The following is a 21,801-nucleotide window of genomic DNA, read 5'->3' as shown; positions in this document are numbered from 1 at the left end:
CTCCCCGGCGAGATCCTGGTGATGAACGCCAACGGCCGCGAGTACCAGATCACTCCGGACGGCGCGCGCTCCATCACTCGCAGGCCGCGTTCGAGGCGCAGCAGAAGGACGGCCCGGCAGCGCGGGCGAGATCCACGGCAGCTCACCGGCGGGATCGATGACGCGACCTGCACGTTCACGTTGTGCCGACGGGCGATCGAACGGCCGCGGACCGACGTGTTCGGGATCGAGCTCTACCCGACAACGCACGAGAAGGCGGCGGCCCTGCTGCACTCCGTCGCGCGCCATCACGCGCTCGTCTACGGAACAAGCGGACCGCCTGGCTCGCTATGCGTGAATTCCTGCGGTTCAACGCGGTCGGCGCCGACGTCGCCCCGCCGCACGTCCGCGTCGCCGGGCCGGTCGTGCAGGCCGTCGCGAAGCGGCTGACCGGCTGATTTCGCCCGTCTGAAGCGCAAGGTCAGTGTCAGAAGGGTTCAGCCAGCGGTGTGCAAGCAGCCACGGCACCGCCCTCCCCCCGCGCGTAGAAGTGGCCGAACTGGTCCAGGAGGCGGCTTGGGGCGGTGCCGAGCTGGCCTGTTCTGCCGCTGGGGTGCCGTGCCGCCGCTGGTGCCGAGAGCCGGGCGAAGACGAGGTGACAGACTGGAGTGCCGGCGTACAACCGCACCCGGCGGCCGCCGACCGTCGACAGCTCGAAGACGAGGCGCGAGGGAGCGCCGTGGGCGAAGCCCGCGTTGACGAGTTGGGAAGTGGCGTGCACCTGGACGCCGAGCCGGGCGACGTTGGAGATGCCGGAGAGCAGGCCGACCAGTGAGGGCGCGAGGCTGACGCGTTCTCGGGTGCCGGCCAGCACGAGGGCATCCGGCGTGAGCACCACGCTGTCACCGGCTTCGAGGACGCCCTCGCACCGGGCGAAACTCTCGGGGTCCGCGGTGTCGAGAATCTCGTCGCCCTCGATGCGGCGGAACGGCCCCGCCAGCCGCAGCAGGTAGCTGTTGCGCTTGACAAGCCGTTCGTCGAACGGCGTGATGCCGATGTCGCCGCACCGGACGGCACCGAGGATGTCCTGGTCGGAGAGGATCACAGGGTCTGCCCCTGCCCGGCCTGCCGCGGCGTGACGGGCCCCACGGTCTGCGAGGCGCTGTCAAGCAGGACCACGGAGTCCGCGGCGAGCGTGTCGAATGCCTCCGCGTCCACCAGCGCGGGGACGCCCAGTTCTCGCAGCACGATCGACAGATGGCTGAGGTAGGAGCAGTTGCGGAAGACGAACCCGACGGACCTGGGGTCGCGGCCCCGGATGAACCGTTCGAGCGAGAGGTACGGCAGCCGGGCCAGTACTACGACGGGGTCGTCCGCCGGCCGGCCGCCTGCCGCGTCGGTCCGGTCGGTGTGGAAGTGGAAGTCGAGGGACTCCATCAGCAGGTCGTGATCGTCGTCGATTCGGATCACCCGCCCGCTGACCCGGCCGGGAGCGATGACGTTGAGCGCTTCCGGGGCGGCTCCCTCTGTGTCCTCGTCGACGAAGTCGATGAGGAAGAACGAGCCGTCCGAGGTGATACCAAACTCCACCGAGGGCTGCTGGTAGTACGCGCCCGCCACCGCAACGGCCCGGCAAACCTCCTCGATCTGCCGGTCGGACAGCTCCGGCGTCCTGCCGACCACGACACTCCTGGGCTGACCGTCCTCAATGACGAACGCCCTTTCCTGAAGGGTGAGTTCGCGCTGAACCACCTTGCCGTCGAGGGTGCACACGTACTGCGAGGTGGTCACGACTCCCTTGGGCACGAAGGCCCCGAACCCGATCTCGACCAGGACGCGGTCGCCGAACCTGCGTGCCACCCCGGACTGGACAGCCGACCGTACCTCCGTGGCGATCAGCGCGAACTCGTCGTGGGCAGCGCCCACCAGTTGCACGATGCCGTCGAGGTCCTCGCGCCTGGTGCCGGCAGCGCTGAAGCGGCGGACGATCGAACCGGACAGTCTGGCCGGGTCCTGGAGGACGAAGCTGATCTGAGAGGCGTCGCGCAGGGCCTCGGGCAGCGGGGAGGCGTCCGGTCCTGCGGAGTCGGCCGTGGGGCGGGCCCGGACGATCCAGGCCCGCCCCACCGCCAGGTCGTTCTCCTCGGCGATCAGCCGCAGCCGTACCTTGTCCAGGCCGGTCAGGCCGCCCAGTTCGGCCCGGTCGGCCGACGTCACCGGGATGAAGCGGAGGGCGAAGTCCCGGTGCGCCGGTGCGGGCAGCGCGGTGATCGGACGAGCCTGCACCGGGATCACGGCGTTGTCGGCGGTGACGCACAGTTCGATGTCCTGCGGCGCCGCCCGGTGGTCGGTGACCGCCTTGCCCAGGCTCCGGATCTCCGCGATCAGCCCCAGCACGCGGGTCTCCAGCGCGGCGTCGCACCAGTCGGGCCGGTTGACTGTCCGCATGCCATCACCCGAGAGCCGGACGGAGAGGGGCTCGGTCTCACCGCCGACCAGCGCGCTTCCCGCGCCGAAAACCACGTCCAGCAGGTAGCTCTCGCGGTCCCCCGTCACCGGGTCGGCGGTGAACAGCACACCGGACAGGTCGGCCGCCACCTGTTCCTGCACGATCACCGAGATGGGAACGCGCTCGCCGGCAGCCGCGCCCTCCCCGCTCGCGACCTCCGTCCCGCCCCCGGACTCGTCGGCTTCCATCCGCCCGGTGTAGTAAGCCGCACGGTCCGATCCGCCGGAGCGCGCGCAGCGCTCCACGGCCGCCGCCAGATCCTCGACCCCGACGTCCAGTTCGGATACGAACTGCCCCGCGTACGAGGCGTTCGCGCCGTCCTCCGCTGCGGCCGAGGAACGGACGGCGAACGGCCGGCGCAGGCCGTGTTCGTCCACCAGCGACGCGAGCAGCCGCGCCAGCCCGCCCCGGTCGGAGAGGAGAGGGGACAGTGCATCGGCAGGCAGCACGAATCCCGGCGGGACGGGCAGGCCGATCGCGAGGAGTTCGCCCAGCCCGGCGGCCTTGCCGCCGACACGGCCGCTGTCGGCCGCGCGCAGGGAACTCAGGGCGGGGATGTCCATGAAGTACCTTCCGTGGTTCCGCTCCGGTCTGTCGCCCGGAAGGCGGGGGAGCTGGCCAGGATCAGAGGGCGAGGTCGGGCAGGGCGATCGCCTGCTGCCAGAGCTCCTGGTAGTGGTCGACGAGCAGGTGGAACAGCTTGAAGTCGTCCTTCTCGGTGATCCAGAAGGTCGGCCGTTCCATCGGGGGGAGGGTGTGGAGTATCGGCTCCACGTGCGCGTATCCCGAGTGCTTTTTGACGTCGAAGAGGATTACCGACGCCGTCGGGATGACGGGGTAGGCGCGTATCTCGATGTTGCGCTGCTGTTTGGGGGTCAGGCCCGCGTGCCAGTGCCGCAGGTGCGCCAGGTTTGCGCGCAGCACGTCCTCCAGGTTCGGGAAGCCGTGCACCGCCCCCATGTCACCGATCCACGGCACCTTGTCGCCGTTGGCGTCAACGGGACTGAGCAGGGCGAGCCTGAAGTGGCAGTCGGAGAGCGCCCGGTCGGCGATGGTGGGCAGCATGTGGTGGACGACGTGGCCCAGTTGCAGCCCGTAGATCTCGACGCTCCGGTGGGCTCCCTGCAGTTGCGGACCCAGTGCCGGGAGTTGGGAGCGGCCGGTGAACAGCAGACCGCCGCGGGCGCCGTTCATCACGGTGTTCTGCCGGATCCGGATGTCGGCCGTGGCGAGCGCGATCAGGCCGAGCAGCAGGACGACGGTCGCGGAGAAGAGGACGTCGATCCACTTCCGGTTCTGCGTGAATCCGGAGACGATCTCCAGCACGGTGACCAGGACGGCGAGCAGACACCCCGTGTACGCGTCGGGATACCGTCGTGCGCGGACTGCTCCCGCGATCCGGGGAAGGAATCCCATCGGCGTCACAACTCCTATTCAGGCGTGCGTTGTTCGGACTCAGATCACGTCGCACACGGCGAGGGCGGCGATGGTCTTGGCGTCGACGATCCGGCCTTCGCGCACCATTGCGCGCACGTTGCCGCGCGGCACCATGAAGCGCTGGATGAACTCGCCCTTGTCCGGGTGCGCGGGACCCGGCACCAGACCGGTGGCCGCGTAGACGTAGGTCGTCTCGTCGGACAGGTGCGGACTGATCCGCAGGGTGCCGACCAACTCGACCTGGCTGGCCTGGAATCCGGTCTCCTCGCGCAGTTCCCGGACAGCTGTCCGCGCCGGGTCCTCGCGGGGCTCCACCCGGCCTGCGGGGGCCTCGATCACCCAGGACTGCGGAGGGAAGCGGAACTGGCGGATGAGTACGAGATCGTCGCCGTCCAGCGCGACGATCAGGGCGATGGCGGGAAACCGCACGACGTGGGTCTCCATGCTCTGGCTTCCGGCCAGTTGAACGGTCCGGGAGTCCACGGAGATCCAGTCGCCGAACGCAGTGGTTCTGACGTCCGACGCGTGGACGGTCGGGGCGGGCATGTCGGTCATGGCTCCTCCTCACTCGTTCCGTTCGGCGACGAGCCGGACGAAGGACTGGTGGGGGTCCTTGCGGGTGCGGCCGTGCTGTTCCAGCAGGTAGGGCACGAACAGGTCGGAGGTGAGGTCGTAGAGCGTGCGTCGGCTGAAGTACCGTTTGGCGTCACCCGGTTCGAGCTCGTAGTAGTCAGGGCCGAGTTGTCTGCCCTCGCCGTGCTCGGGGTCGTCGACGGAGTTGACCATGACGCACAGCAGGCCGCCGGGGCGCAGTACCCGCCGGAACTCGGTCATGATCTCCCGGCTCGTCGGCAGGTCGAAGTAGTGGACGCTGAGGTGCGCGTAGACGACGTCGAAGGACCCGTCGTCGAAGGGGTGCGGGAAGTCCGCCAGGGAGGCGGTGACGCGTCGGACCGACGCGGACAGGGCCTCCTCGGGGAACTGGGCGAGGGCGAAGTCCGAGTGGTCCATCGCCGTCACCCGGTGTCCGGCCGCGGCGAAATAGGCGCTGTCCTGTCCCTGCCCGCAGCCGGCGTCCAGTACCGCCGAGCCGGCCGGGAAGCGGCTGACGACCTCCTGGGCGAAGTAGGTGGGGGTACGGATCCAGTCGGTGCCCCGATACGAGCGGTGCTTGGTGTTCCAGAAGGTGGCAGTCATCGGTTCGGTGATCTCCAGGGGAAGCGTGCGTGCGGGCTTGCTGGTACTGCTCACGGCGACTGCGGTGGTGCGGCTCCCTCACGCGGCACGGCGGCGGTCAGGCCGTCGATGACACGGGCGGTGCCGCGGGGCACCAGCGCGCGCCAGTCCTCTCCGGCGGCCATGCGCCGGCGTACCTCGGTCGCGGTCACCCGGCGCGGATTTCCGGGCACCGCGGAGACGGCGTACCCGGCGGTCTGGAAACGCCGGTACTTCTCCTCGTCCCAGAGCTCGTTGAGGGTGACCAGGTGGAGGCAGCCGCGGGGCAGGTAGTCGTCCCACGTGCCGGGGTCCGAGACGTCGAACGGCACGACACGCACGGTGCACGCGTCGGCCGGCACCGCCTCCGGCAGGGAGGCGGTGACCATCTCGGCCCGTTCGAAGTAGGTGTAGGGGTTCGCGTCCCTGGTGTGCCGGTGGGCCGAGGTCCGCTCCTCGGCGAGCCGACCCAGGGCGGGGTTGGTGATGCCCACAATGACGTGCCGGCTCCTGCGTGCGGCGATGGCGACGTATTCGAGGTGCCCGAGGTGGAAGGGCTGGAAGCGTCCGTGGACCACGGTCCATCGCGGGTTCACGGCACACTCCGTGCGGTCGGTCCGGGGGCGCCGAACGGCGCCAGGTAGTCGAACAGCGCGGCGACGTCGCCCGGCGTGGTGCAGGCGTGCACGCTGACGCGTAGCCATTCCTCGGTCGCGGCGACCGACCAGCCCCGGGCGCGCAGGCGGGATTTCACGGCACGGTGGTCCGCGACGCGGGGCGAGCGCACCCGGACGATGCCGTACCCTCCCGGGGCCGATGCCGGGCCGAACGTGCGGAAACCCGCGTGCGCGGCGGCGACCGGCACGTCGGCTGCCGTCGTCCGGCACACCGAGGCCAGGTGCCGCGGGCCTGCACGCTGGTAGGCGGACAGGGACGCCAGCAGGCCGTGGAGCGCGGAGAGGTCCGGCAGGTTTCCCTCCAGGGCGGCTGGGCCTCCGCGCTCGCAAGGCCCCGGCTGCCACGCGCCGTCCGCCGCGGTACGTGCCTCGCAGTTGCGCGGGGACAGCAGCAGCGGGGAGAGCCCGTCCAGAGCCCCGGGCGCGGCGATCACGAATCCGGCGCCCATCGGGCCGAGCAGCGCCTTGCGGCCCGTGGCGAGGAGGACGTCCACCCCAAGGGCGTCGAAGTCCACCGGGATGCGGCCCACCGACTGCGCCGCGTCCACGATCACCACGGCGGGTGACAACTTGCGTGCCAAGGAGGAGAGTTCGGCCACCGGCTGCAGTACGCCGTCGAGATGTGTCAGGTGTGTGCAGGCCACCACCGCCGTGCGCTCCGACAGCAAGAGGGCGGCGCGCTCCAGGTCGACCAGCCCGCTGGGCAGGCACGGCAGGGTGCGCAGCCGTACGTCGGCGCGCTGTCCCGCCAGCCGGCACCACGGCGCGGCGTGCGCGGGATGGTCCGCTGCGGTGACGAGCACCTCGCCCCCCGGCGGCACGGTGAGCCCGCTGGCGAGGGCCGAAGACGCCTCGGAGACGCTGCGGACGAGCGCCACTTCCGCGTCCGGCCGGGCGCCGAAGACCGTCTTGATGCGTTCCCGCAGCGCGCCCAAACCGGCCGTCCGTTCGCTCTGGAAGTCCGGCGGCGAACGGTGGGCGGCCGCCGCCGTGGAGAACTCCGCCACCGCCCGGACGCAGGCGCGGGAGAGCGGGGCGGTCGAGGCCCAGTCGAAGAACCGGCCGGTATCGGACGCTGGTCGGAAACCGTCGTCGTGCACGGCGTGCTCAGTCATCCGCCAGCTCTCCCTTCCGTTGGGTAGCGGCGCCCTGCACCGACGCGAGGTGTTTCGCCAGTGCAGCGTCCCGGCGGGTGACCACCTGGTCCCACGAGCAGAGGAAGACGTCGTCACCTATGGCTACCAGTTGCCGGTCGGGGAACGTGCCGCCCACCCGCACCCCCGCGGCGGGCGTCGGCCTGAGTCGCGGAAGCCCCACAGCCGAGCCGTCCGGCGCGGCCAAGCGGTCCGGTGCGACCCCAATGAGGGCCGGGTGACCTGTGTGGATCATGGTCGGGCAGGCGTCCGACCGCAGCCGCCACCGGGTCAGGTCGGTCCGCGCCATCAGCCGCACCAGCAGCTGCTGCGGCAGGGTGCGGTCGCTGAGCGTGACGGACAGCCGCCGGTTGTAGAACACGGCGCACTGGCCGGCTCGTCGGGCGGCGACGAGCGGCCCCCGGCGCCGGCGCAGCGCCGACCGGTACGCGTGGACCGCGTTGACGGCGGCGCGCCGGTGCCAGTTGCGGTCGTGCATGCGCCAGAGCGGCGAGGTGCGCCCGCCGCCCGCCGCGCGGCGCAGAGCCCGCGCGAAGCCGCCGATGCGCGGGTCGCGGTAGAGCCTGGTCAGGTGGTCGGCGAGCAGCAGCGCCTGCGGCTCCAGCGAGTGCCGCCGGATCTCCCGTGCGAGGCGGCCGAAGTCCACGTCGCCCCGCGTCAGGGTCAGCGACACGGTGTCGTTGACGTCCTTGACCGACACGTACCCGTCGGACAGGGCATGGGCGAACATCACCAGCAGGGTCCCGGTGGGATTGACGCCCTGGTAGCCGAGATCCGGCGCGACCGGTTCGTAGAAGTCGGTCAGCGGGAAGTCGAGGTAGTCCCCGGCCCCCACCGAGTAGGTGCCGAAGTGGATGTCCACCCGGGAGAACCGGCCGTCCTCCGCGCGGACCAGGAAGAGCTGGCCGTACTCGGCCCGTCCATGCTCGAACTCTGCCTTGAACCACGGGCATTCCTCCTCGTCGAAGACGTAGCCCCGCTCGCGCAGCAGCCGGACCACGGCGAGGCAGGCCCCCCAGTCGGGGACGTACACGTCGACGTCGCGGCTCCAGCGAGGTGACGGATCCCGATAGAAACGGGCGTTGTTGAAGCCCTTGATGACCGCCAGGCCGGCGCCCGCCACCTCCGGCTGTCCGGCGAGCCAGGCCAACTCCGAGCGCAGCAGCCGCAGATGGTTCGCGAGACGGCCAGCCTCGGCGGCGTACCAGGACTTGGCGGCGGCGGCCCGCGCACGGTGGGCTTCGGGACCCGAGACCGCCAACTGGTCCAGCCCGTACTGGAACTGGGGAACGGCCTTGTGCACCCGCAGGACGTCTCCGACCGCCCTGCGTCGGCCCTCCAACCGGTGAAGTCCCGTCGCCGCACGCTCCGTCCGCTCTGGGTCGACGAACATCGTCGCCCAAGTGTCGAGCACCGACGACGCGAACCGGTTGCCGCCCGTCGCCCGCCCGCTCACGACAGTGCCTCCAGTGCGGGCAGGCGCGGCACGGCACAGAGCTCCAGGGTGTCCCGCAGCGACGTGAGCACCTCGTCGAAGGGCCGCTCGCCGTCGAGTCGGTACACCGCCGGATGACCGCTCAAGTCGATCTCCCACTGCGCGAGCAGGCACTCCTGGAAGCGGACGAAGCCAGCCGCCTGGCCGCCCGGATCGTCGAACCGCTCGTACGGCGCGCAGGTCCCGCCCCTGCGCGCCCAGGCCGTGCGCGGGTCCACGTCGAGTAACACCACCGCGTCCGGCACCGGGAGCAGTTGGCGCAACTCGTCGAGCGCCGGGCTCAGGCGGCCGAGGGCACGCTCCTTCGCCAGCACCTTGTACCAGTACGAGTCCAGCAGAACGTGCCTGCCTTCGACAACGTCCGGTCGCACCAAGTACTCGTACTGGGCCACAATGTGACCCCCGACGAACATCGCGCGCGGCACGTCGGAGAGCCGATCCTTGATGGCGCTGGGTGCGTCCGGCGCCATGACGGCGGTTAAATCGTGGTTGCGGAGGTCGCGCCAGCCGACGGCGGCGAACGTGCCGCCGCGCAGCGCGGAGAGGAGACTGGTCTTGCCGCTGCCATCGATCCCGAGCAGCACGATGAAGAGCCCTCTGGTGCCAGTATCCATGTCTTCTCCTCGCCCTCACGCGTTCGATCCCGCGCACTGCCGACCGGACGGCACCCACCATGCGCCCTGCGGCGGCGCACCGCCGACAGGTTTCCCACCACAGGAAACCCGTGGAAACACTGGCGGCCGGATCGCCGCAGCTCAGCGGGCGGAAACCCGGGCGGTGACGGGGGAGTTGTGCAACCCCCCGTCACCCGGAAGCGGGGCGCGCGAGGGACAGCGGCGGCGATCCGCCGCGAGCGGCACGCCGATGGGCCGGGCAGGAGCACGTCCGGCATGACCGGGCGGGACCCACATGGACGGGACGGGACCGGCCAAGGAGCGGGAGCCGGGTTCGGTTTCTCGCTGCGCCGACGGCGGACAGCCGCAGGACTGTCCCTGGCCGACCTCTCCCGCCTCGTGCACTACAGCAAGGGCTACCTCAGCAAGGTCGAGAGGGGACTGGCCTTACCGAGCGCCGAGCTCGCGCGCCTCTGCGGCGACGTGCTCGGCCCCGACGACCTGTCCCCGGCCGCGACGGCGCCCGAGGACGCGGTCCGTCAGATCCCGAGGCAGCGCTACGCCCTGCCCGAGCCGAGCGGGCACTTCGTCGGCCGTGAGAACGAGACGAAGCTGATTGAGTCGCTCGTCCTGGATGCCGGCCCCCGCCGGCGTGCCGGGACGGTACTGTGCGCGATCACCGGGATGGCCGGCGTCGGCAAGACGGCGCTGGCGCTGCGGATTGCCCACCGGACGGAGGCCCACTTCGCCGACGGCTGTCTCTACCTTGACCTGCACGGCTACTCGCAGGACCTGCCCGTTGTCACGGTCGCGGACGCCCTGGACCGGTTGCTGCGCATGCTGGGCATGCCCGCCGAGACCATTCCCCACCACGTGGAGGACCGGGCCGCTGTCTACCGGGGGGCCATGACCGGCCGACGGGCCCTGGTGGTCCTGGACAACGCCGTCGACTCCCACCAGATCAGGCCGCTGCTGCCGCGTGAACCGGGCTGCCCCGTCCTCGTGACCAGCCGGAGTGCCCTGCCCTCACTGGACGAGGGCCACCACGTCCCGCTGGGTCCGCTGCCTGCACTCGACGCGGAGGCACTGTTCAGCAGTATCTCCGGGATCGGCACGGGCGACCGGGGCACTTCCGGCGAGGGTCCGCCCCCGCCGGGGGTACGCGACGTCGTTGAACTGTGCGGCCGGCTGCCGCTCGCGCTGCGCATCGCGGCCACCCGGTGCCGACCCGGCGGACCGCGGACGGTGGCGGACTTTGCGCTGCGGCTGGCCGATCGGCGTTGGGGACTAGCCGAACTGGACGACGGCGAGCGCAGTGTGGTCGCGCCGCTCACCGTCTCCTTCGACGCGCTCGGCCCCTCCGAACAGCACCTGTTCGCGCTGCTCGGCCTGTTGCCGGGCGACGACTGCGACGCCGCGTCGGCCGCCGTCATGGCCGACTGGGACCTACCCGCCGCGGAGCGGGCACTGAACCGGCTGGCCGACGCCCACCTGCTGCTGCGGACCCGTCCCGGCCGCTTCCGCCTGCACGACCTGCTGAGGGTGTTTGCCCGGCAGGTCGCGGACCGCAGATTCGCGCAGGGCACCCGGGCGGCGGTGACCGCACGGCTGGCCGGGCACTACGTCGCCGCGGCCGACGCGATGGGGCGCGTGCTGGCACCGCACCGCTACCGTCTCCCGGTCACCGACGGCCTGGACGTGACCGCCGCGCTGCTGCCGCCGGTCGCCGGACACGACGAGTCGCTGGCGTGGTTCGCCGCAGAGCAAGAGACCGTCGTGGCCCTGGTCCGGGAGAGCGCCCGGCTCGGCATGGACGCCGAGTGCTGGCGACTGGCGTACGTCCTGCGGGACTTCTTCTTCCTCACCAAGCGCTGGGACGCCTGGGTCGCCAGCCACCGTGAGGCGCTGCTCGCCGCGCACCGCGTCGCCGATCCCGCCGCCGAGGCGGTCACCGCGAACAACCTCGGCCTGGCCCTGATCGAGACCGGTGACCTCGACGGCGCCGCCGCGCACTACGAACGCGCCCACCGCATCTTCCACGGCATCGGCGACGAGCACGGTGCGGCCAACGCCGTCGGCAACCGGGCCTGGGTGCACTTCTACCGGGGCGAACACTCCGAGGCCCTGCGGGAGTTCAGCACGGCACTGGCCTACTACACACGCAGCGGCGCCCGCCGTAACGTCGCCATCACACTGCGCGGCATCGGTTTGACCGAGGTGGAGCTGTGCCAGTTCGACGCCGCCATCGGGCATTTGAAGACCGCGCTCGCCACACTGGACAACCTGGGCCTGCACCTGCACCTGGACACGGCCATGGCACTGAACTGCCTCGGCGAGGCCTACCTGCGCAGCGGCCGGCCGCGGGAGGGCGCCGAGTGGCTGGAGCGTGCCGTCGTCGTCAGCCGCACGTGCGGCAGCCGCCACGAGGAGGCGAGGGCACTGCACCATCTCGCCCTGGCAGCGGCAGAGTTGTCCGGCGCGGTGCCGCGCACCGACCGGAAGAACCGGCAGGACGGGTGAGGGGGAGGCCGTGGGTTCGGCGGTAGTGGAGGGTCCGGCGCGTTCCGGGCACAGATACGACGTGTTCCTCAGCTACGCCTGGGAGGACATCGACCTGGCGGTGCGCTTCCAGGAACTGCTGGAGGCCCACGGCCTGTCGGTTTTCAGGGACGTCACCGGTATGCGGGACTACGACGACATCCCGACCGTCATCCGCGCCGCCCTCGACGGCTCACGGACCCTGGTAGCGCTCTACACGCCCAGTTTCCCGGAGAGCCAGTACTGCCGCTGGGAGATGTACACGGCGCTGACCCGCTCCTACCACCTGTCCGGGCAGACCCGCCGGGTGATGGCGGTCGTCCGTGGCATGAGGTTCTCGCAGGTGCTGTCCTCCCGGCTGAAGTGCCTGCGGCTGCCCGCCGTCACGGCCGCACTGGCCGACGTGTCGGACTCCGTGCACCGGCTGGTCGACGGTATGGACCACCAGACCTTCGGCGACGCTCCCGAACCGCCGGTGCCGTCCTGGTATCCGGAACCGGCCGTCGGCAGCCGGCACTTCCGCGGCAGGCTGCAGGAGCTGTGGCAGATCCGGGACGCCTTCGACGGCGACGACGGGGCGGGCAGCGACCTCCCGCCCGTGGTGTTCCTGGTCGGGGGCGGCGGCATCGGCAAGACGATGCTCGCGGAACAATACGGGCGGCTGTTCGCCGAAGACCATCCGGGCGGCGTGTTCGTCCTCGGGGGTCTCGGCTCCCACCTTGACGGCTCCCGGGACCCGCTGCGGGTGGCCGCCCTGGTGGACGACCGGATCATGGCCATCGCCCGCCGTCTGGAACTCGTCGGACCCGATGCCCCGGCCGCGGCGGCCCGTGCGGCGCTGAGCACGCGTCTGGCCGCCACCGGCACGCCTTACCTGTGGATCCTCGACGACTTGCCAGCCGGGGTGGACACGGCCGTCTTCCGCACTCTGGTCGCTCCCACGGCGCTGGGTAGGACGCTCGTGACGTCCCGCGCCCCGGGACCCGGGGGTCAGGGGGCGCGCATCGACGTCGGGGAGCTGGGCGAGCTGGACTCCCTGGCGCTGCTGTCGAGCAGGCTGTCGCCGTCCCCCGGTGCGGAGCGCCAGGCACGCCGGAGGCTGGCGCAAGCTCTGGGGCGCCATCCGCTGGCGATGGCCGTCGCAGCGGAACTCGTCGCGCTGCCGGAGACCGGCGGCTTCGCCGGTCTCCTCGCTTCCTTCGCCGAGCCGAGCCCGGACGTCCTGGAGACCGCGGAGCGGCTCGGCGTCCATCTGCCGACGGCCCACGGCGTCAGCATCTGCGCCACCTTGCTGCGCGGGATCGACCGGCTGACGCCTGAAGGCCTGACCGTCATGCGGCTGGCGTCCCTGCTCGCGCCGGCGCTGTTCTCGCCGAACTTGCTCACGGACATCCTCGCGGAGTCGGACGGGGAGGGGCGGGACCGGCAGGAGTTCCGGGAGTTGGTCCGCCGCGGTCTCGCCGAGGCCGAGCGGCTGGCACTGGCCCGCCCCGACGGCACGGGGAGCTTGAGTGTGCACGCCCTCGTCAGCCGAACCGTCCGGCTCGCCGACCACGACGACACTGCGCGCGAACGCGCTCGCCGGGCCGCCGTCCGGGTGCTCGGGGAGAGGCTGGAAGGACCTGCGGCGGGCGCCGCCTCCCGGTTCAGGACCTTCGAGGCGCTTCCGCACGTGCGGACGGTCGCCGTCGCGCTGGCGGAGCGGGACGATCAGCACCTCCTGAACGAGGCGGGCCGGGTGCGTTCCGAGAGCGGTGACCCCGGGACCGGGCTCGGACTCCTGCGCCTGCTCCACGACGGGTGCATCGCGGCTCTCGGCCCGTCCGACATCACCACCCTGCGCGTGCTGGCCGGACTGGCGGTCGCCCACGGGATGTGCGGAGACCACGACACGGCGGTGCGTCTCAAGCACCAGGCGTATGAAGGGCTCGCTGCCCTCCTAGGACCGCACCACCCCGATACCCTGACGGCGCTCAACAACGTCGGAGTGACCCACCTCGACCGCGGCGAGTACCGCACGGCATGGCGGGTGTTCGGGCAGGTGTACAGGGCGAGGTCCCGCAGGAACAGCGCGCAGCACCCGGACACCCTGCTGGCACTGGCCAACGCCTCGGTCGCCGCCTCCCTGGAGGGCCGCCACGCGTTGGCCTTGCGGCTGCGCACATCCTTGCTTGCCCGCACGGCCCGGGTGCTGGGCACCCGGCACCCGCAGTACGCGGACGCGCTGAACGGCATGGGCACCACCGCGTACGCGCTCGGGCACCGCGCGGAGGCGGCCGACTGGTTCGACCGGGCGTACCGGCTACGCCGGGACCTGTACGGGGAGCGGCACGGCGACACCCTCGACGCGCTGGAGAACCGCTTGGTCGCCGCGTCGGCCAACCACGACGGGACGGCGGGGCCGGACCGCGAGGAGGAGGGCTTCCGCGAGGTGTACCGGTGCAGGCTCGACCTCCAGGGGCCGTCCCACCCGGCGACGGTCACGACCCTGCGCCACTGCCTCGTCGCCTGTCGCCGCGGGACAGCCGCCGACGGCCCGGCCGGCGACGAGGGTCCGCCCCTGCCGACGCCTCGGATGGAGCCTGTGCAGACGCTGCCGCACGGGGTGACGTCCGGCGGTGTCCGCCTGGAGGTCGACGATATGGACCGAAGGATCGAGACCTTCGAGCTGGCCTGCTCTGCACAGGAATTGATGGCAGACAGCGGCGAGGACGACGAGGTGCGGGCGCTGATGACGCAGCTCTGGCTGGCGCACGCCACTGCCCTGATGGACCAGATGGACGGGCAGCGCGACGTCGCCCTCGCCGTTGCGGAGGACACCGAAGCGGGTCTGGCACGGGAGCTTGGACGTGACCACCCCCTCACCCGGACCGCGACGTCCCTGTACCGGTGGATCGAGGAGTTGGTCGACGCGGCGGTGGAGCGGCCGGGAGAAGGACGGACCTTCATCGACTGACGGCGTGCCAGCGACGATAGGGGTAGACCGGGTCAGTCGGCTGTGCGGACGTGCCCGCCTCGACGATCCTAGGACGCGATGGCCGCTGTCATCAGAGTGCGGTGCTGTCAGGCGTCGACGCGGCGACGCTGCGCCGCGCGACACAGGGGTAGCTGCTGCACCAGACCGTGACCGCCCAGGAGTGGGCCCGCGAGCATGCCCGGAAGGAGGTGGGTCGCCAAACAAGGCCCGAGCCGAAGCCGCGGCTGCGCCCCGTCCTCGATGAGCCGACTGCGCAGTCGGCCCCGGTCATGCGATGCAGCGGCGCTCCCGTGAGCCCAGGGTGCGGGTATTCACGGCGCTCAGTCCATTGTTCCAGGCAAGGTCTGGCGCATTCTCTCGATGAGGCTGTCTCGTGCCTGGTTGAACGCGAGCCGGGCGGCATTGCAGTCGGGCAGATCATGGGTGGCCCCACCGATGACCTGGTCACTCCACTTGACCAGCTTCCACACCACGTCGTTCGCGAGGGCGGCCACGTCGGCCGGAGCCAGGAGCACGAGTTCGTACCGTTTCGCGAATACATCGTGATCGCCGAATGCGGAATGAGACTTGTTTGCTGAGTCGTCGGCGGTCGAGAGCCCAGCCCGGCTTGCTTGCCATATCTGCTCGGCAGCCTGGGAGACCGCACCGAGATACGCAGCGTAGACCGAGCGCAGAGTGTCACTTCGCCGGTCCTTGGCCTGGTTGCGCCACCGCGCGTGTTCCAGCGCCAACGCCGATGCAATACCGATCATGGCACCCAGCACCGTGGTTACCACCACAGTCCAGTCCATTTGCCCCCCCCGCACCTGGGTCCTCTGATGGAGAAGTACCCCGGCGGCGGTGCCGCCAGTGGTGGTAGGACACCGCGTATCGGCATCGGCGGCGGCCGCGAGTACGAGGCGGGGACCGCGTCTGGCCGATGGCGGCGGAGCGGCGTCCGCACCGGCCCCTCCGTGCACAACAGCTCATCGCAGCACCTGAGGGGTGCGGGCACTCTGGTGAACGCTACGTAGGTACTGGTCCGCGGCCCGCACGCCGCGGCTCCGGACGAGAACCGGCGGCTGGCACGCGATGATCAGGCCGACGGTTGGGTCAACTCCTGGCGCAGATCCTGGGCCCGCTACCCACACTCCGCAGCGCGCCCGTCGACCACGACGAGGCTGCGGCTTGCCGGGTTCCCGAAGTTCAGGCTGCGACCGAGGAGAATGCAAATCACAGAATCTCACCATGTGTGATCGCTATTTGGTGCAGACTGGGCGCCGCTTCCTGGGCGCGGGGTTCTGCCTGTGCCCGGTTACGAGAAAGGCACCCCTTTGCGCCGTTCCTCACGTGTCGCTACCCTTGCCGCGGCCGCGGTGGCCGTCATCGCTCTGCCGATGCCCGCCCATGCGGCCTCCACCAGCGGGGCTCTCATGGTCACGCACGTCCGGCCCAACGCGGCCGGGGCCGACGTCAAGAACGGCAAGCAGGTCAATCTCAACGGCGAGTACTTCGTCATCAAGAACGTCACCACCAAGACGGTCAACACCGGCGGCTACGTCCCGGACATCACCACGAACACCTACGGCCGCGCGCTGCCCTCCTACAGCCTGCCGGCCGGAGCGAAGGCGTACGTGCACACCGGCAGCGGCACCAACCACAAGGACTCAAGCGGCAACCACCACATCTACCGCGGCTACGGCCGGCACGTGCTGCTCAACACCAGTACCGCCAAGAACCCCGACCTGCGGCTGAAAAAGCCCGGCAGCGCCGACAACAACGCAGCCGCTGGCACCATCAGCTCCTGCAACTGGAACACCGCAGCAGACGGAAAGACCTACGCCTGCTGAAGACCCCCGGCGGAACGCGGCCGCCAAGCCTCCCGCGTTCCGGCTAATGCGGGGCCTGTGCCGCGCCTCCGTGACGGACGCGCTGGACGACGTCCGCTTGGAGCGCGGCCAGCCCGCCCGGCGGCAGGGGGGCGGGGCTGCCGGTGAGGGTGTACCACTCCTCCGCGCCCGTGTACTGGATCACGATCTGGGCACGCCCGTCGGGCCGGAGGCTGGTGGCGATGGTGAGGTCGCCGGTGATGACGCCGACCTCGTCGGTCATCGCCCCGCCGGGCCCCGCCGTCACCGCGTCGACCAGCCGTCCGGGCGCGCTGTCGCTGCCGGTCACGAGCAGGTGTCCAGCATGTCGGTGAGCGTGTTCTTCTCCGCCTCGGTCACCGACAGCCCGTACGTGGCCTTCACCGACACCCAGGAGCGGGCGTAAATGCACCAGTACGTCTTGGACGGTGGCTGCCACTCGTCCGGCCCCTGGTCGCCCTTGGACCGGTTGGAGGACGCCGACACCGCCAGCAGCTGCGGGTGGTTCATGTCGTCGGCGAACTCCCTGCGCTTGTCCTGCGTCCAGTCGGCGGCCCCCGAGCGCCAGGCGTTGGCAATGGCCAGCCGATCGGTCTCGACGGAAAACCCGGCTCGAAAGCAGCTACCCATATCCCGATGAATCCCGATGGCACCTATCCTCTTCCGGTGGGGTGGTAGGCATGGACCTGAACCTTCGAGGTCAAGCAGTTACCCGTGTCTGCTTCGACGCGGCTCTCACGGTCCTGACTAGCGCAGATTGTGAACTGCGCATTGAGACAGAGGCAGTTCTCCAGCTCCCGGCCGGGGACCACGTGTCTTTCGATCCAGAATCCCCGGACGACGCGGCCCCCAATCTCGTCCGATTGGCCCGAGACATGATCACTACTGCCGAGGTGCGGACAGCTGGAGATCTCGTGATCGAATTCGAAAGCGGCACGAAGCTGGCTGTCCGGCCAGATGAGGAGTATGAGGCTTGGGAGCTTGTCGGACCCAAGGGAAGGCGAGTGACCTGCATGCCCGGAGGGGACATTGCGGTGTGGAGTGGTGAGTGATACCCGGCCGTAGCAGGAAAGCTTGACCTCCGCACCACACCTGCGTGCAGGAGCAAATCTGTGGCCTCGAAGGGGCCACAGAGGTGTCCGACGGCAGTAGTTGTCGGCAACGTCAGAGGACTCCAGTGGTGGAGGGTGGCGGTACGTCGCCGTCGGTCCTTTCTGTCTTGGCGTTCGCCGAATCGTTGAGGGCGGTGCCGAAGTCGTCGATGGCCTGGCCTCGGAGGCGGAGCCGGACGTGAGCGTAGACGGTGGCGGTGACGCCGATGCGGTCTGGGCAACGGGGCTGTCCCACTTGCGGAGGTCACCTCGCGGGGCATGAGTGCCTGGCCGGGATGCGTTCCCAGTACGTGCGCCATGGAGGATGCGCGTGCGGCGCCTCTCGGCCCGTCTCTGGGGAAGTGGAAAGACGGCGGCTTCAGCGGTTGCCTTGGGCGGGCTGGGAGTCGGCCTGGGGCGGTGTGGTCGGCTCTTGTGCCTCAGGGGGAGGTGTAGTAGACGGATGAGCCCTGCCTGGTGCGCTGGGCTTTGCTCCTGGCCACGAGCCCTTCGAGGGTGGTTCGCACGACGTTGGTCTGGATGCGACGGTCGGGGTGGGCCTGGCTGAGGGCGGTGGCGACCTCGGCTGCTGAGCGCGGTTCGCTCTGGTGGGTGAGGTGCTGGCGGATGAGCTCGACGAGGGTCGGCTGAGTCACCTTGGGGGCCGCGGCCTTGGCCGCAGGCTTCTTCGCCTTCGTCTGCTTGCCGCCCTGGGGGGCGGTGGTCTTCTTCGTACGGGACCGCTTGGCCGCTGCCGGGGGAGTGGCCTTCTGTCGGGGGACGGAAGGCGCCGCGGTGTCTGTAGCTGCGGGGGTCGGTTCGGGGGTGACGACGCCGAGTGCCTGCTGCATGTTCACCAGCACGGTGTGGTCCTGCTGCAGACGCAGAAGTTGCTCGTTGAGGGCGTCGATCTCCCCGCGAAGTCGGTCCTGTTCCTTGGCGTTGTGCTCGAGGTCGGCGGTGACCTGGGCGCTGTACTGCGCCTTGAGATCGATTGTCTGTGCTGGTGTCGCGGCCATGACTGTTCTCCCTCTGGGCGAAAGACTGTGCTGTTGGCCAGGGATGTTACTCACCCGTTCTGTCTTCACAGCTCTTGCGCCCGCCACAGCCCCAGATCGGGGATGTCCTGCAGCTGCCGAGGCCAGGAACAGCATGATGCGGCCTGAACAGTAGGTGCACCCCAACGCACCCTCAGTGAAGGGGAGTTGCGTCATCAGCTCGAACTGTGGGAGAGGTGGCTGTCGATCCAGGACAGGCCGCCGAGGTCGAGGTGGTGGCGGCCACGGGTGACAGCGACGTAGGCGAGGCGGGCGTCGGTGTCACTGACGGGTTCGGGAATGTGGCGGCCCTGGGCGTCGTACTGATCGGTGTCCTTGGGCGGGGGAAAGTCGTCACCGATTCTTACGGTGGGCCATTCGCGGCCTTTGGCGGAGTGGGCGGTGGAGACGGTGACGTCGGCGGTCTTCTCGTCGGTGAGCTGACTGATCGCGGCGAGGATGGCGTCGGGGCCGTGGGTGTCGACGAGGTTGACGAAGGGCTGCAGGTCGCTTCCGGCGGGGTCGTGTTCGGCGTACTCCTGCAACTCGCCCCAGGAGCTGAAGAGAACAAGTTCGGGATGGGTGGTGGGGCGGCCTTCCTGGAGGCTGCGGGCGGCGAGCGCGAGGGCGGCCAGAGCTGGTGCGCCGCGGGTCAGGGCGACGCGCCTGCCGTCGGTGAGCAGGCGCATGACCTCGGTCATGGCGCCGATGTTCGTGCGGCACAGCACCGCGTCCGGGCAGGCCAGATCCCCGACCTCGGAAGGGATCGTCTCGCTGCCGGTCAACCGGATGGGCGCCTCGGCGAGCTCCAGCCACCGGTTGGCCTGCTGGGCGATGAGCGGACCGAAGCGGAAGGACCGGGTGAGGGCCAGGTGTGTGGCATCGAAGCCGGTCATCACATCGCGGGCGCCGCGCCAGCCGTAGATGGCCTGAGCGGAGTCACCGACCATGACCAGCTGCGCATGGCCGCGCTGGGCGGAGAAGACCTGTTCCAGGACGGGGTTGGTGTCCTGGGCCTCGTCGAGCAGGAGAAAGTCCGCATCGATCTTCGGCTCGGTCAGGGCCCACATCTTCAAGTAGTGGTCGTGCTCGAAGCGGACCACGCCCTGGTCGGGGTTGTGCAGGTCAGCCCAGGCACGGCGGGCGAACGGCAGGACCGCCTCGGCCAGCTGCGCGTGCTCGCCGGGCGTTGTCAGGCGGCGCAGGGCGGGGACATGCTGGCTGCTTAGCGTGCGGTGGGCCGAGTGGCAGAAGCGGGTCACGGTGCGCAGCACGGTGTTGGACAGTGATCTGGCGCTGATCTCGTGTGCGCCGATGCGGACGGGCCGGGTGATGCCGAGCGCCTGCCCGGTCTTCCAGGCCGGCTGGCGGGGGCTGTTGAGGCGGCCTGTGTAGCGGTGGCCGAGGGCCGCATAGGCGGTGGCGTGGGCCGTCTTGCACTGCACGGTGCGGGGGAAGCGCGCTGCGGCGTCTCGGGCGATGCTCTTGTTGAAGGCGAGGTAGCGGCCGCGGCACTGGGTACTGGCGGCCAGCAGAGCCAGCGTGGTCGTCTTGCCCGTGCCAGCGCCGGCCTGCAGAGCGAGGTGGTGGCCCGCGCGGAAGACGTCGGCGGCATGGACCTGTTCATCGGTGGACGTAGGCAACAAGAGCTCCGCAAAGGACAGAAGGGGGACACGATGTCCGGTGCCTGTGACCAGGGGCGTCACATGGGCAGGCGCGTCAACAGGATGTAGGGCGGTGTCGGCTGAGGGCGCGGCCCGCGCAGAGCAGGACGTCGTCGAGCGTGTGGTCGGCGAGCAGAACTTCGAGCCGGTTCTCGAGCGCACGCAGGCGATCACGTTTCCGCGCTGCCACCGCTGCGGTCACGCGCCGGCTGAGGAACTCTGCCGGGCGCTGGCCCCGCGCGGCTGCCGCTCGGCGGATGGCCGCCATGTCGCTTCGGCTGAACGTGACGTTGAGCCGTACCTGGCCGTTGCGGTCCGCGTAGTGCGTGCTCAGGACGTCGATGGGCAACCGCCCCTCCAGGCGGCCCCGCAGCGTGTGCAGAGCGTTGCCCGGGCTGGAGGCGTGCTGCAAGGCCATCAGCCGGGTGCGGTCGGCGTTCACGGCCAGCGGCACACTGCGGCTGGCGCGCTTGAGCTCGCCGGGGGACAGGGGCCGGGTCAGAAGGATCTCGACGGCGTGGTGCCGCGTCACGGCCGCACCGTCTTCCGGCCGCGGCTCGACGGGCCGCGGCGACCGAAGGTGGGAAGGCGGGCGTGGATGTGCTCATGGTGGGTGAGGGGGTCGAAGGGCTCCCAGTCGGCTACCGCCAGGTCGGGGACCGTCGGGCTGGCCGCGTGCTGCGAGCAGCGCTGGGCACGCCAGCGCAACTGCTCGGAGTAGGGGAGGGGGCTGAGGTCGTAGACGGCCATCACCTCGGCCGGAAGAGCCAGTTGACCGGCCGCTGCTGCTGTGGCCGGGACCAGGGTCCAGGTGCCCGCAGGGGCATCCGACGTGAGCAGAGGGCGCGGGCAGCGGTCCCGGCGCCGGGTCCGGGCAACACACCGGATCGCCTCGACCGGGCTGGCGGCCAGGTACCGGACATACAGCAGCTGCACGATCGGCCGGGCCGGCCGGCACGCGGTCGGCTGCGACGCGGTCTCGTCCGGCTTGCTGGTCGGCGGGGTGAAGGTGCCGGTGTCGATCATGCGGCGGGTGTGCACGGCCAAGGACCTGCGCAGTCCCGCCAGACCATTTGCCGCCGCCGGGGTATCCCGTGCGGGACACAGCAGGGCATGAGGGATGCGGCACCAGTTGCTGCTGTCCCCGGCAGGATGGGCGATGCCGGAGCTGACATGCCAGCGGCAGCCGGCCGGGACCCGGGCCGTCGGCAGCTCGTGCGGATGGAGACGGACCATTCGCTGGTCGGTGCGCCGGTACCACTCGATCCGGTTGCCGCACTCGCGGCAGCGGCCGCCCTGGCCGCAACGCAGCAGACGGCTCCCGCCCGTAGGGGCCACCCGCAGCGAACGGTGCACGGGGACGGCAACCGGGCTGCCGTCCCAGTGCCTGACAGAAGACGAAGGCCTGGATCGCATGCGAGCGAACCTGCCAGCCAACACGCCGCACACACCGCGACGCTGCTGCTGTATCGCCCGCTCAGCCCAACACAGGGCGACTGACGTACGAGACGCCGCGCGCGCTTTCGATATGGCGTCGCCGCTTCAGGTGATCCACTGTGGCTGCACG

General features: G+C 70.5%; 20 protein-coding genes and 2 pseudogenes. 5 read left to right on the top strand and 17 right to left on the bottom strand.

Annotated elements, in window-relative coordinates; translation table 11 throughout:
- Positions 1–192: 192 nt before the first annotated feature.
- A pseudogene (locus tag ACZ4Z3_RS37020) lies at positions 193–437 on the top strand (type II toxin-antitoxin system death-on-curing family toxin); the annotation flags it as partial.
- A 29-nt stretch (positions 438–466) separates the two neighbouring features.
- Here ACZ4Z3_RS37020 and dcd read toward each other — a convergent pair.
- The 9 genes from dcd to ACZ4Z3_RS36975 all read right to left on the bottom strand — a co-directional run bounded on the left by dcd (position 467) and on the right by ACZ4Z3_RS36975 (position 9,080).
- Positions 467–1,084 (bottom strand): dCTP deaminase, encoded by a 618-nt coding sequence (dcd, locus tag ACZ4Z3_RS37015; protein WP_468505173.1) that lies wholly within the window; start codon positions 1,082–1,084, stop codon positions 467–469.
- Complete coding sequence (locus tag ACZ4Z3_RS37010; protein ID WP_468505172.1) at positions 1,081–3,051, bottom strand: PEP/pyruvate-binding domain-containing protein; 1,971 nt, start codon at positions 3,049–3,051, stop codon at positions 1,081–1,083. The genes dcd and ACZ4Z3_RS37010 overlap by 4 nt, the downstream gene beginning before the upstream one ends.
- A gap of 61 nt (positions 3,052–3,112) precedes the next feature.
- On the bottom strand, positions 3,113–3,904 hold the full coding sequence (locus ACZ4Z3_RS37005; RefSeq protein WP_468505171.1) for a hypothetical protein: 792 nt from the start codon (positions 3,902–3,904) through the stop codon (positions 3,113–3,115).
- Positions 3,905–3,943: 39 nt separating this feature from the next.
- On the bottom strand, positions 3,944–4,480 hold the full coding sequence (locus ACZ4Z3_RS37000) for an NUDIX hydrolase (protein WP_468505170.1): 537 nt from the start codon (positions 4,478–4,480) through the stop codon (positions 3,944–3,946).
- Positions 4,481–4,489: 9 nt separating this feature from the next.
- On the bottom strand, positions 4,490–5,176 hold the full coding sequence (locus tag ACZ4Z3_RS36995) for a class I SAM-dependent methyltransferase (protein WP_468505169.1): 687 nt from the start codon (positions 5,174–5,176) through the stop codon (positions 4,490–4,492).
- Positions 5,173–5,736, bottom strand: coding sequence for an adenylyltransferase/cytidyltransferase family protein (locus tag ACZ4Z3_RS36990; RefSeq protein ID WP_468505168.1), 564 nt, complete (start codon positions 5,734–5,736; stop codon positions 5,173–5,175). Before ACZ4Z3_RS36990 ends, ACZ4Z3_RS36995 begins: the two co-directional genes overlap by 4 nt.
- Entirely contained in the window at positions 5,733–6,932 is a 1,200-nt protein-coding gene (locus tag ACZ4Z3_RS36985) for an aminotransferase class V-fold PLP-dependent enzyme (RefSeq protein WP_468505167.1), read from the bottom strand. Before ACZ4Z3_RS36985 ends, ACZ4Z3_RS36990 begins: the two co-directional genes overlap by 4 nt.
- Positions 6,925–8,427: a nucleotidyltransferase family protein gene (locus ACZ4Z3_RS36980; protein ID WP_468505166.1), complete on the bottom strand. Its 1,503-nt coding sequence runs from the start codon at positions 8,425–8,427 to the stop codon at positions 6,925–6,927. Before ACZ4Z3_RS36980 ends, ACZ4Z3_RS36985 begins: the two co-directional genes overlap by 8 nt.
- Positions 8,424–9,080 carry a dTMP kinase gene (locus ACZ4Z3_RS36975; RefSeq protein ID WP_468505165.1) on the bottom strand — a complete coding sequence of 219 codons (657 nt, stop codon included), beginning with the start codon at positions 9,078–9,080 and terminating at the stop codon, positions 8,424–8,426. Before ACZ4Z3_RS36975 ends, ACZ4Z3_RS36980 begins: the two co-directional genes overlap by 4 nt.
- 276 nt (positions 9,081–9,356) lie before the next feature.
- On the opposite strand from ACZ4Z3_RS36975, the gene ACZ4Z3_RS36970 reads away from it, so the two are divergent.
- Positions 9,357–11,600 carry an ATP-binding protein gene (locus ACZ4Z3_RS36970; protein WP_468505164.1) on the top strand — a complete coding sequence of 748 codons (2,244 nt, stop codon included), beginning with the start codon at positions 9,357–9,359 and terminating at the stop codon, positions 11,598–11,600.
- A gap of 10 nt (positions 11,601–11,610) precedes the next feature.
- A complete protein-coding gene (locus tag ACZ4Z3_RS36965) occupies positions 11,611–14,574 on the top strand; it encodes a tetratricopeptide repeat protein (protein ID WP_468505163.1) in 2,964 nt (987 codons plus the stop codon).
- 341 nt (positions 14,575–14,915) lie between these two features.
- Here ACZ4Z3_RS36965 and ACZ4Z3_RS36960 read toward each other — a convergent pair whose 3' ends face one another.
- Positions 14,916–15,386, bottom strand: a complete 471-nt coding sequence (locus ACZ4Z3_RS36960; RefSeq protein ID WP_468505162.1) for a hypothetical protein — start codon at positions 15,384–15,386, stop codon at positions 14,916–14,918.
- A 564-nt stretch (positions 15,387–15,950) separates the two neighbouring features.
- Between ACZ4Z3_RS36960 and ACZ4Z3_RS36955 the strand changes: the two genes are divergently transcribed.
- Positions 15,951–16,424, top strand: a complete 474-nt coding sequence (locus ACZ4Z3_RS36955; RefSeq protein ID WP_468505161.1) for a hypothetical protein — start codon at positions 15,951–15,953, stop codon at positions 16,422–16,424.
- Between the two features lie 43 nt (positions 16,425–16,467).
- On the opposite strand, the gene ACZ4Z3_RS36950 is transcribed toward ACZ4Z3_RS36955, so the two are convergent.
- Complete coding sequence (locus ACZ4Z3_RS36950; protein WP_399098128.1) at positions 16,468–16,752, bottom strand: hypothetical protein; 285 nt, start codon at positions 16,750–16,752, stop codon at positions 16,468–16,470.
- Positions 16,749–17,021 (bottom strand): annotated as a pseudogene (locus tag ACZ4Z3_RS36945) (GmrSD restriction endonuclease domain-containing protein); the annotation flags it as partial. The pseudogene ACZ4Z3_RS36945 and the gene ACZ4Z3_RS36950, both read right to left, overlap by 4 nt.
- A 101-nt stretch (positions 17,022–17,122) precedes the next feature.
- On the opposite strand from ACZ4Z3_RS36945, the gene ACZ4Z3_RS36940 reads away from it, so the two are divergent.
- A complete protein-coding gene (locus tag ACZ4Z3_RS36940; RefSeq protein ID WP_468505160.1) occupies positions 17,123–17,494 on the top strand; it encodes a DUF6188 family protein in 372 nt (123 codons plus the stop codon).
- A 112-nt stretch (positions 17,495–17,606) separates the two neighbouring features.
- Here ACZ4Z3_RS36940 and ACZ4Z3_RS36935 read toward each other — a convergent pair whose 3' ends face one another.
- The 5 genes from ACZ4Z3_RS36935 to ACZ4Z3_RS36915 all read right to left on the bottom strand — a co-directional run bounded on the left by ACZ4Z3_RS36935 (position 17,607) and on the right by ACZ4Z3_RS36915 (position 21,650).
- Positions 17,607–17,789 (bottom strand): hypothetical protein, encoded by a 183-nt coding sequence (locus tag ACZ4Z3_RS36935; RefSeq protein ID WP_468505159.1) that lies wholly within the window; start codon positions 17,787–17,789, stop codon positions 17,607–17,609.
- Positions 17,790–17,973: 184 nt separating this feature from the next.
- Positions 17,974–18,552, bottom strand: a complete 579-nt coding sequence (locus ACZ4Z3_RS36930; protein WP_468505158.1) for a hypothetical protein — start codon at positions 18,550–18,552, stop codon at positions 17,974–17,976.
- A gap of 194 nt (positions 18,553–18,746) precedes the next feature.
- Positions 18,747–20,213 carry a UvrD-helicase domain-containing protein gene (locus ACZ4Z3_RS36925; protein ID WP_468505157.1) on the bottom strand — a complete coding sequence of 489 codons (1,467 nt, stop codon included), beginning with the start codon at positions 20,211–20,213 and terminating at the stop codon, positions 18,747–18,749.
- 76 nt (positions 20,214–20,289) lie between these two features.
- Positions 20,290–20,766: a hypothetical protein gene (locus tag ACZ4Z3_RS36920; protein ID WP_468505156.1), complete on the bottom strand. Its 477-nt coding sequence runs from the start codon at positions 20,764–20,766 to the stop codon at positions 20,290–20,292.
- Entirely contained in the window at positions 20,763–21,650 is an 888-nt protein-coding gene (locus ACZ4Z3_RS36915; RefSeq protein ID WP_468505155.1) for a DUF6083 domain-containing protein, read from the bottom strand. The genes ACZ4Z3_RS36920 and ACZ4Z3_RS36915 overlap by 4 nt, the downstream gene beginning before the upstream one ends.
- Between the last annotated feature and the right edge of the window lie 151 nt (positions 21,651–21,801).

The sequence above is a fragment of the Streptomyces sp. NPDC030296 genome (assembly GCF_055572815.1).
Note: the sequence above shows the minus strand (reverse complement) of the source record. Positions and strands in the feature narration are given on the sequence as shown.

What these genes read in the sequence shown, in the direction of transcription:
- ACZ4Z3_RS37010 (WP_468505172.1), bottom strand. Translation starts at nt 3,051, where the DNA reads ATGGACATCCCCGCCCTGAGTTCCCTGCGCGCGGCCGACAGCGGCCGT.
- ACZ4Z3_RS37005 (WP_468505171.1), bottom strand. Translation starts at nt 3,904, where the DNA reads ATGGGATTCCTTCCCCGGATCGCGGGAGCAGTCCGCGCACGACGGTAT.
- ACZ4Z3_RS37000 (WP_468505170.1), bottom strand. Translation starts at nt 4,480, where the DNA reads ATGACCGACATGCCCGCCCCGACCGTCCACGCGTCGGACGTCAGAACC.
- ACZ4Z3_RS36985 (WP_468505167.1), bottom strand. Translation starts at nt 6,932, where the DNA reads ATGACTGAGCACGCCGTGCACGACGACGGTTTCCGACCAGCGTCCGAT.
- ACZ4Z3_RS36975 (WP_468505165.1), bottom strand. Translation starts at nt 9,080, where the DNA reads ATGGATACTGGCACCAGAGGGCTCTTCATCGTGCTGCTCGGGATCGAT.
- ACZ4Z3_RS36970 (WP_468505164.1), top strand. Translation starts at nt 9,357, where the DNA reads ATGACCGGGCGGGACCCACATGGACGGGACGGGACCGGCCAAGGAGCG.
- ACZ4Z3_RS36960 (WP_468505162.1), bottom strand. Translation starts at nt 15,386, where the DNA reads ATGGACTGGACTGTGGTGGTAACCACGGTGCTGGGTGCCATGATCGGT.
- ACZ4Z3_RS36940 (WP_468505160.1), top strand. Translation starts at nt 17,123, where the DNA reads ATGGACCTGAACCTTCGAGGTCAAGCAGTTACCCGTGTCTGCTTCGAC.
- ACZ4Z3_RS36930 (WP_468505158.1), bottom strand. Translation starts at nt 18,552, where the DNA reads ATGGCCGCGACACCAGCACAGACAATCGATCTCAAGGCGCAGTACAGC.
- ACZ4Z3_RS36915 (WP_468505155.1), bottom strand. Translation starts at nt 21,650, where the DNA reads ATGCGATCCAGGCCTTCGTCTTCTGTCAGGCACTGGGACGGCAGCCCG.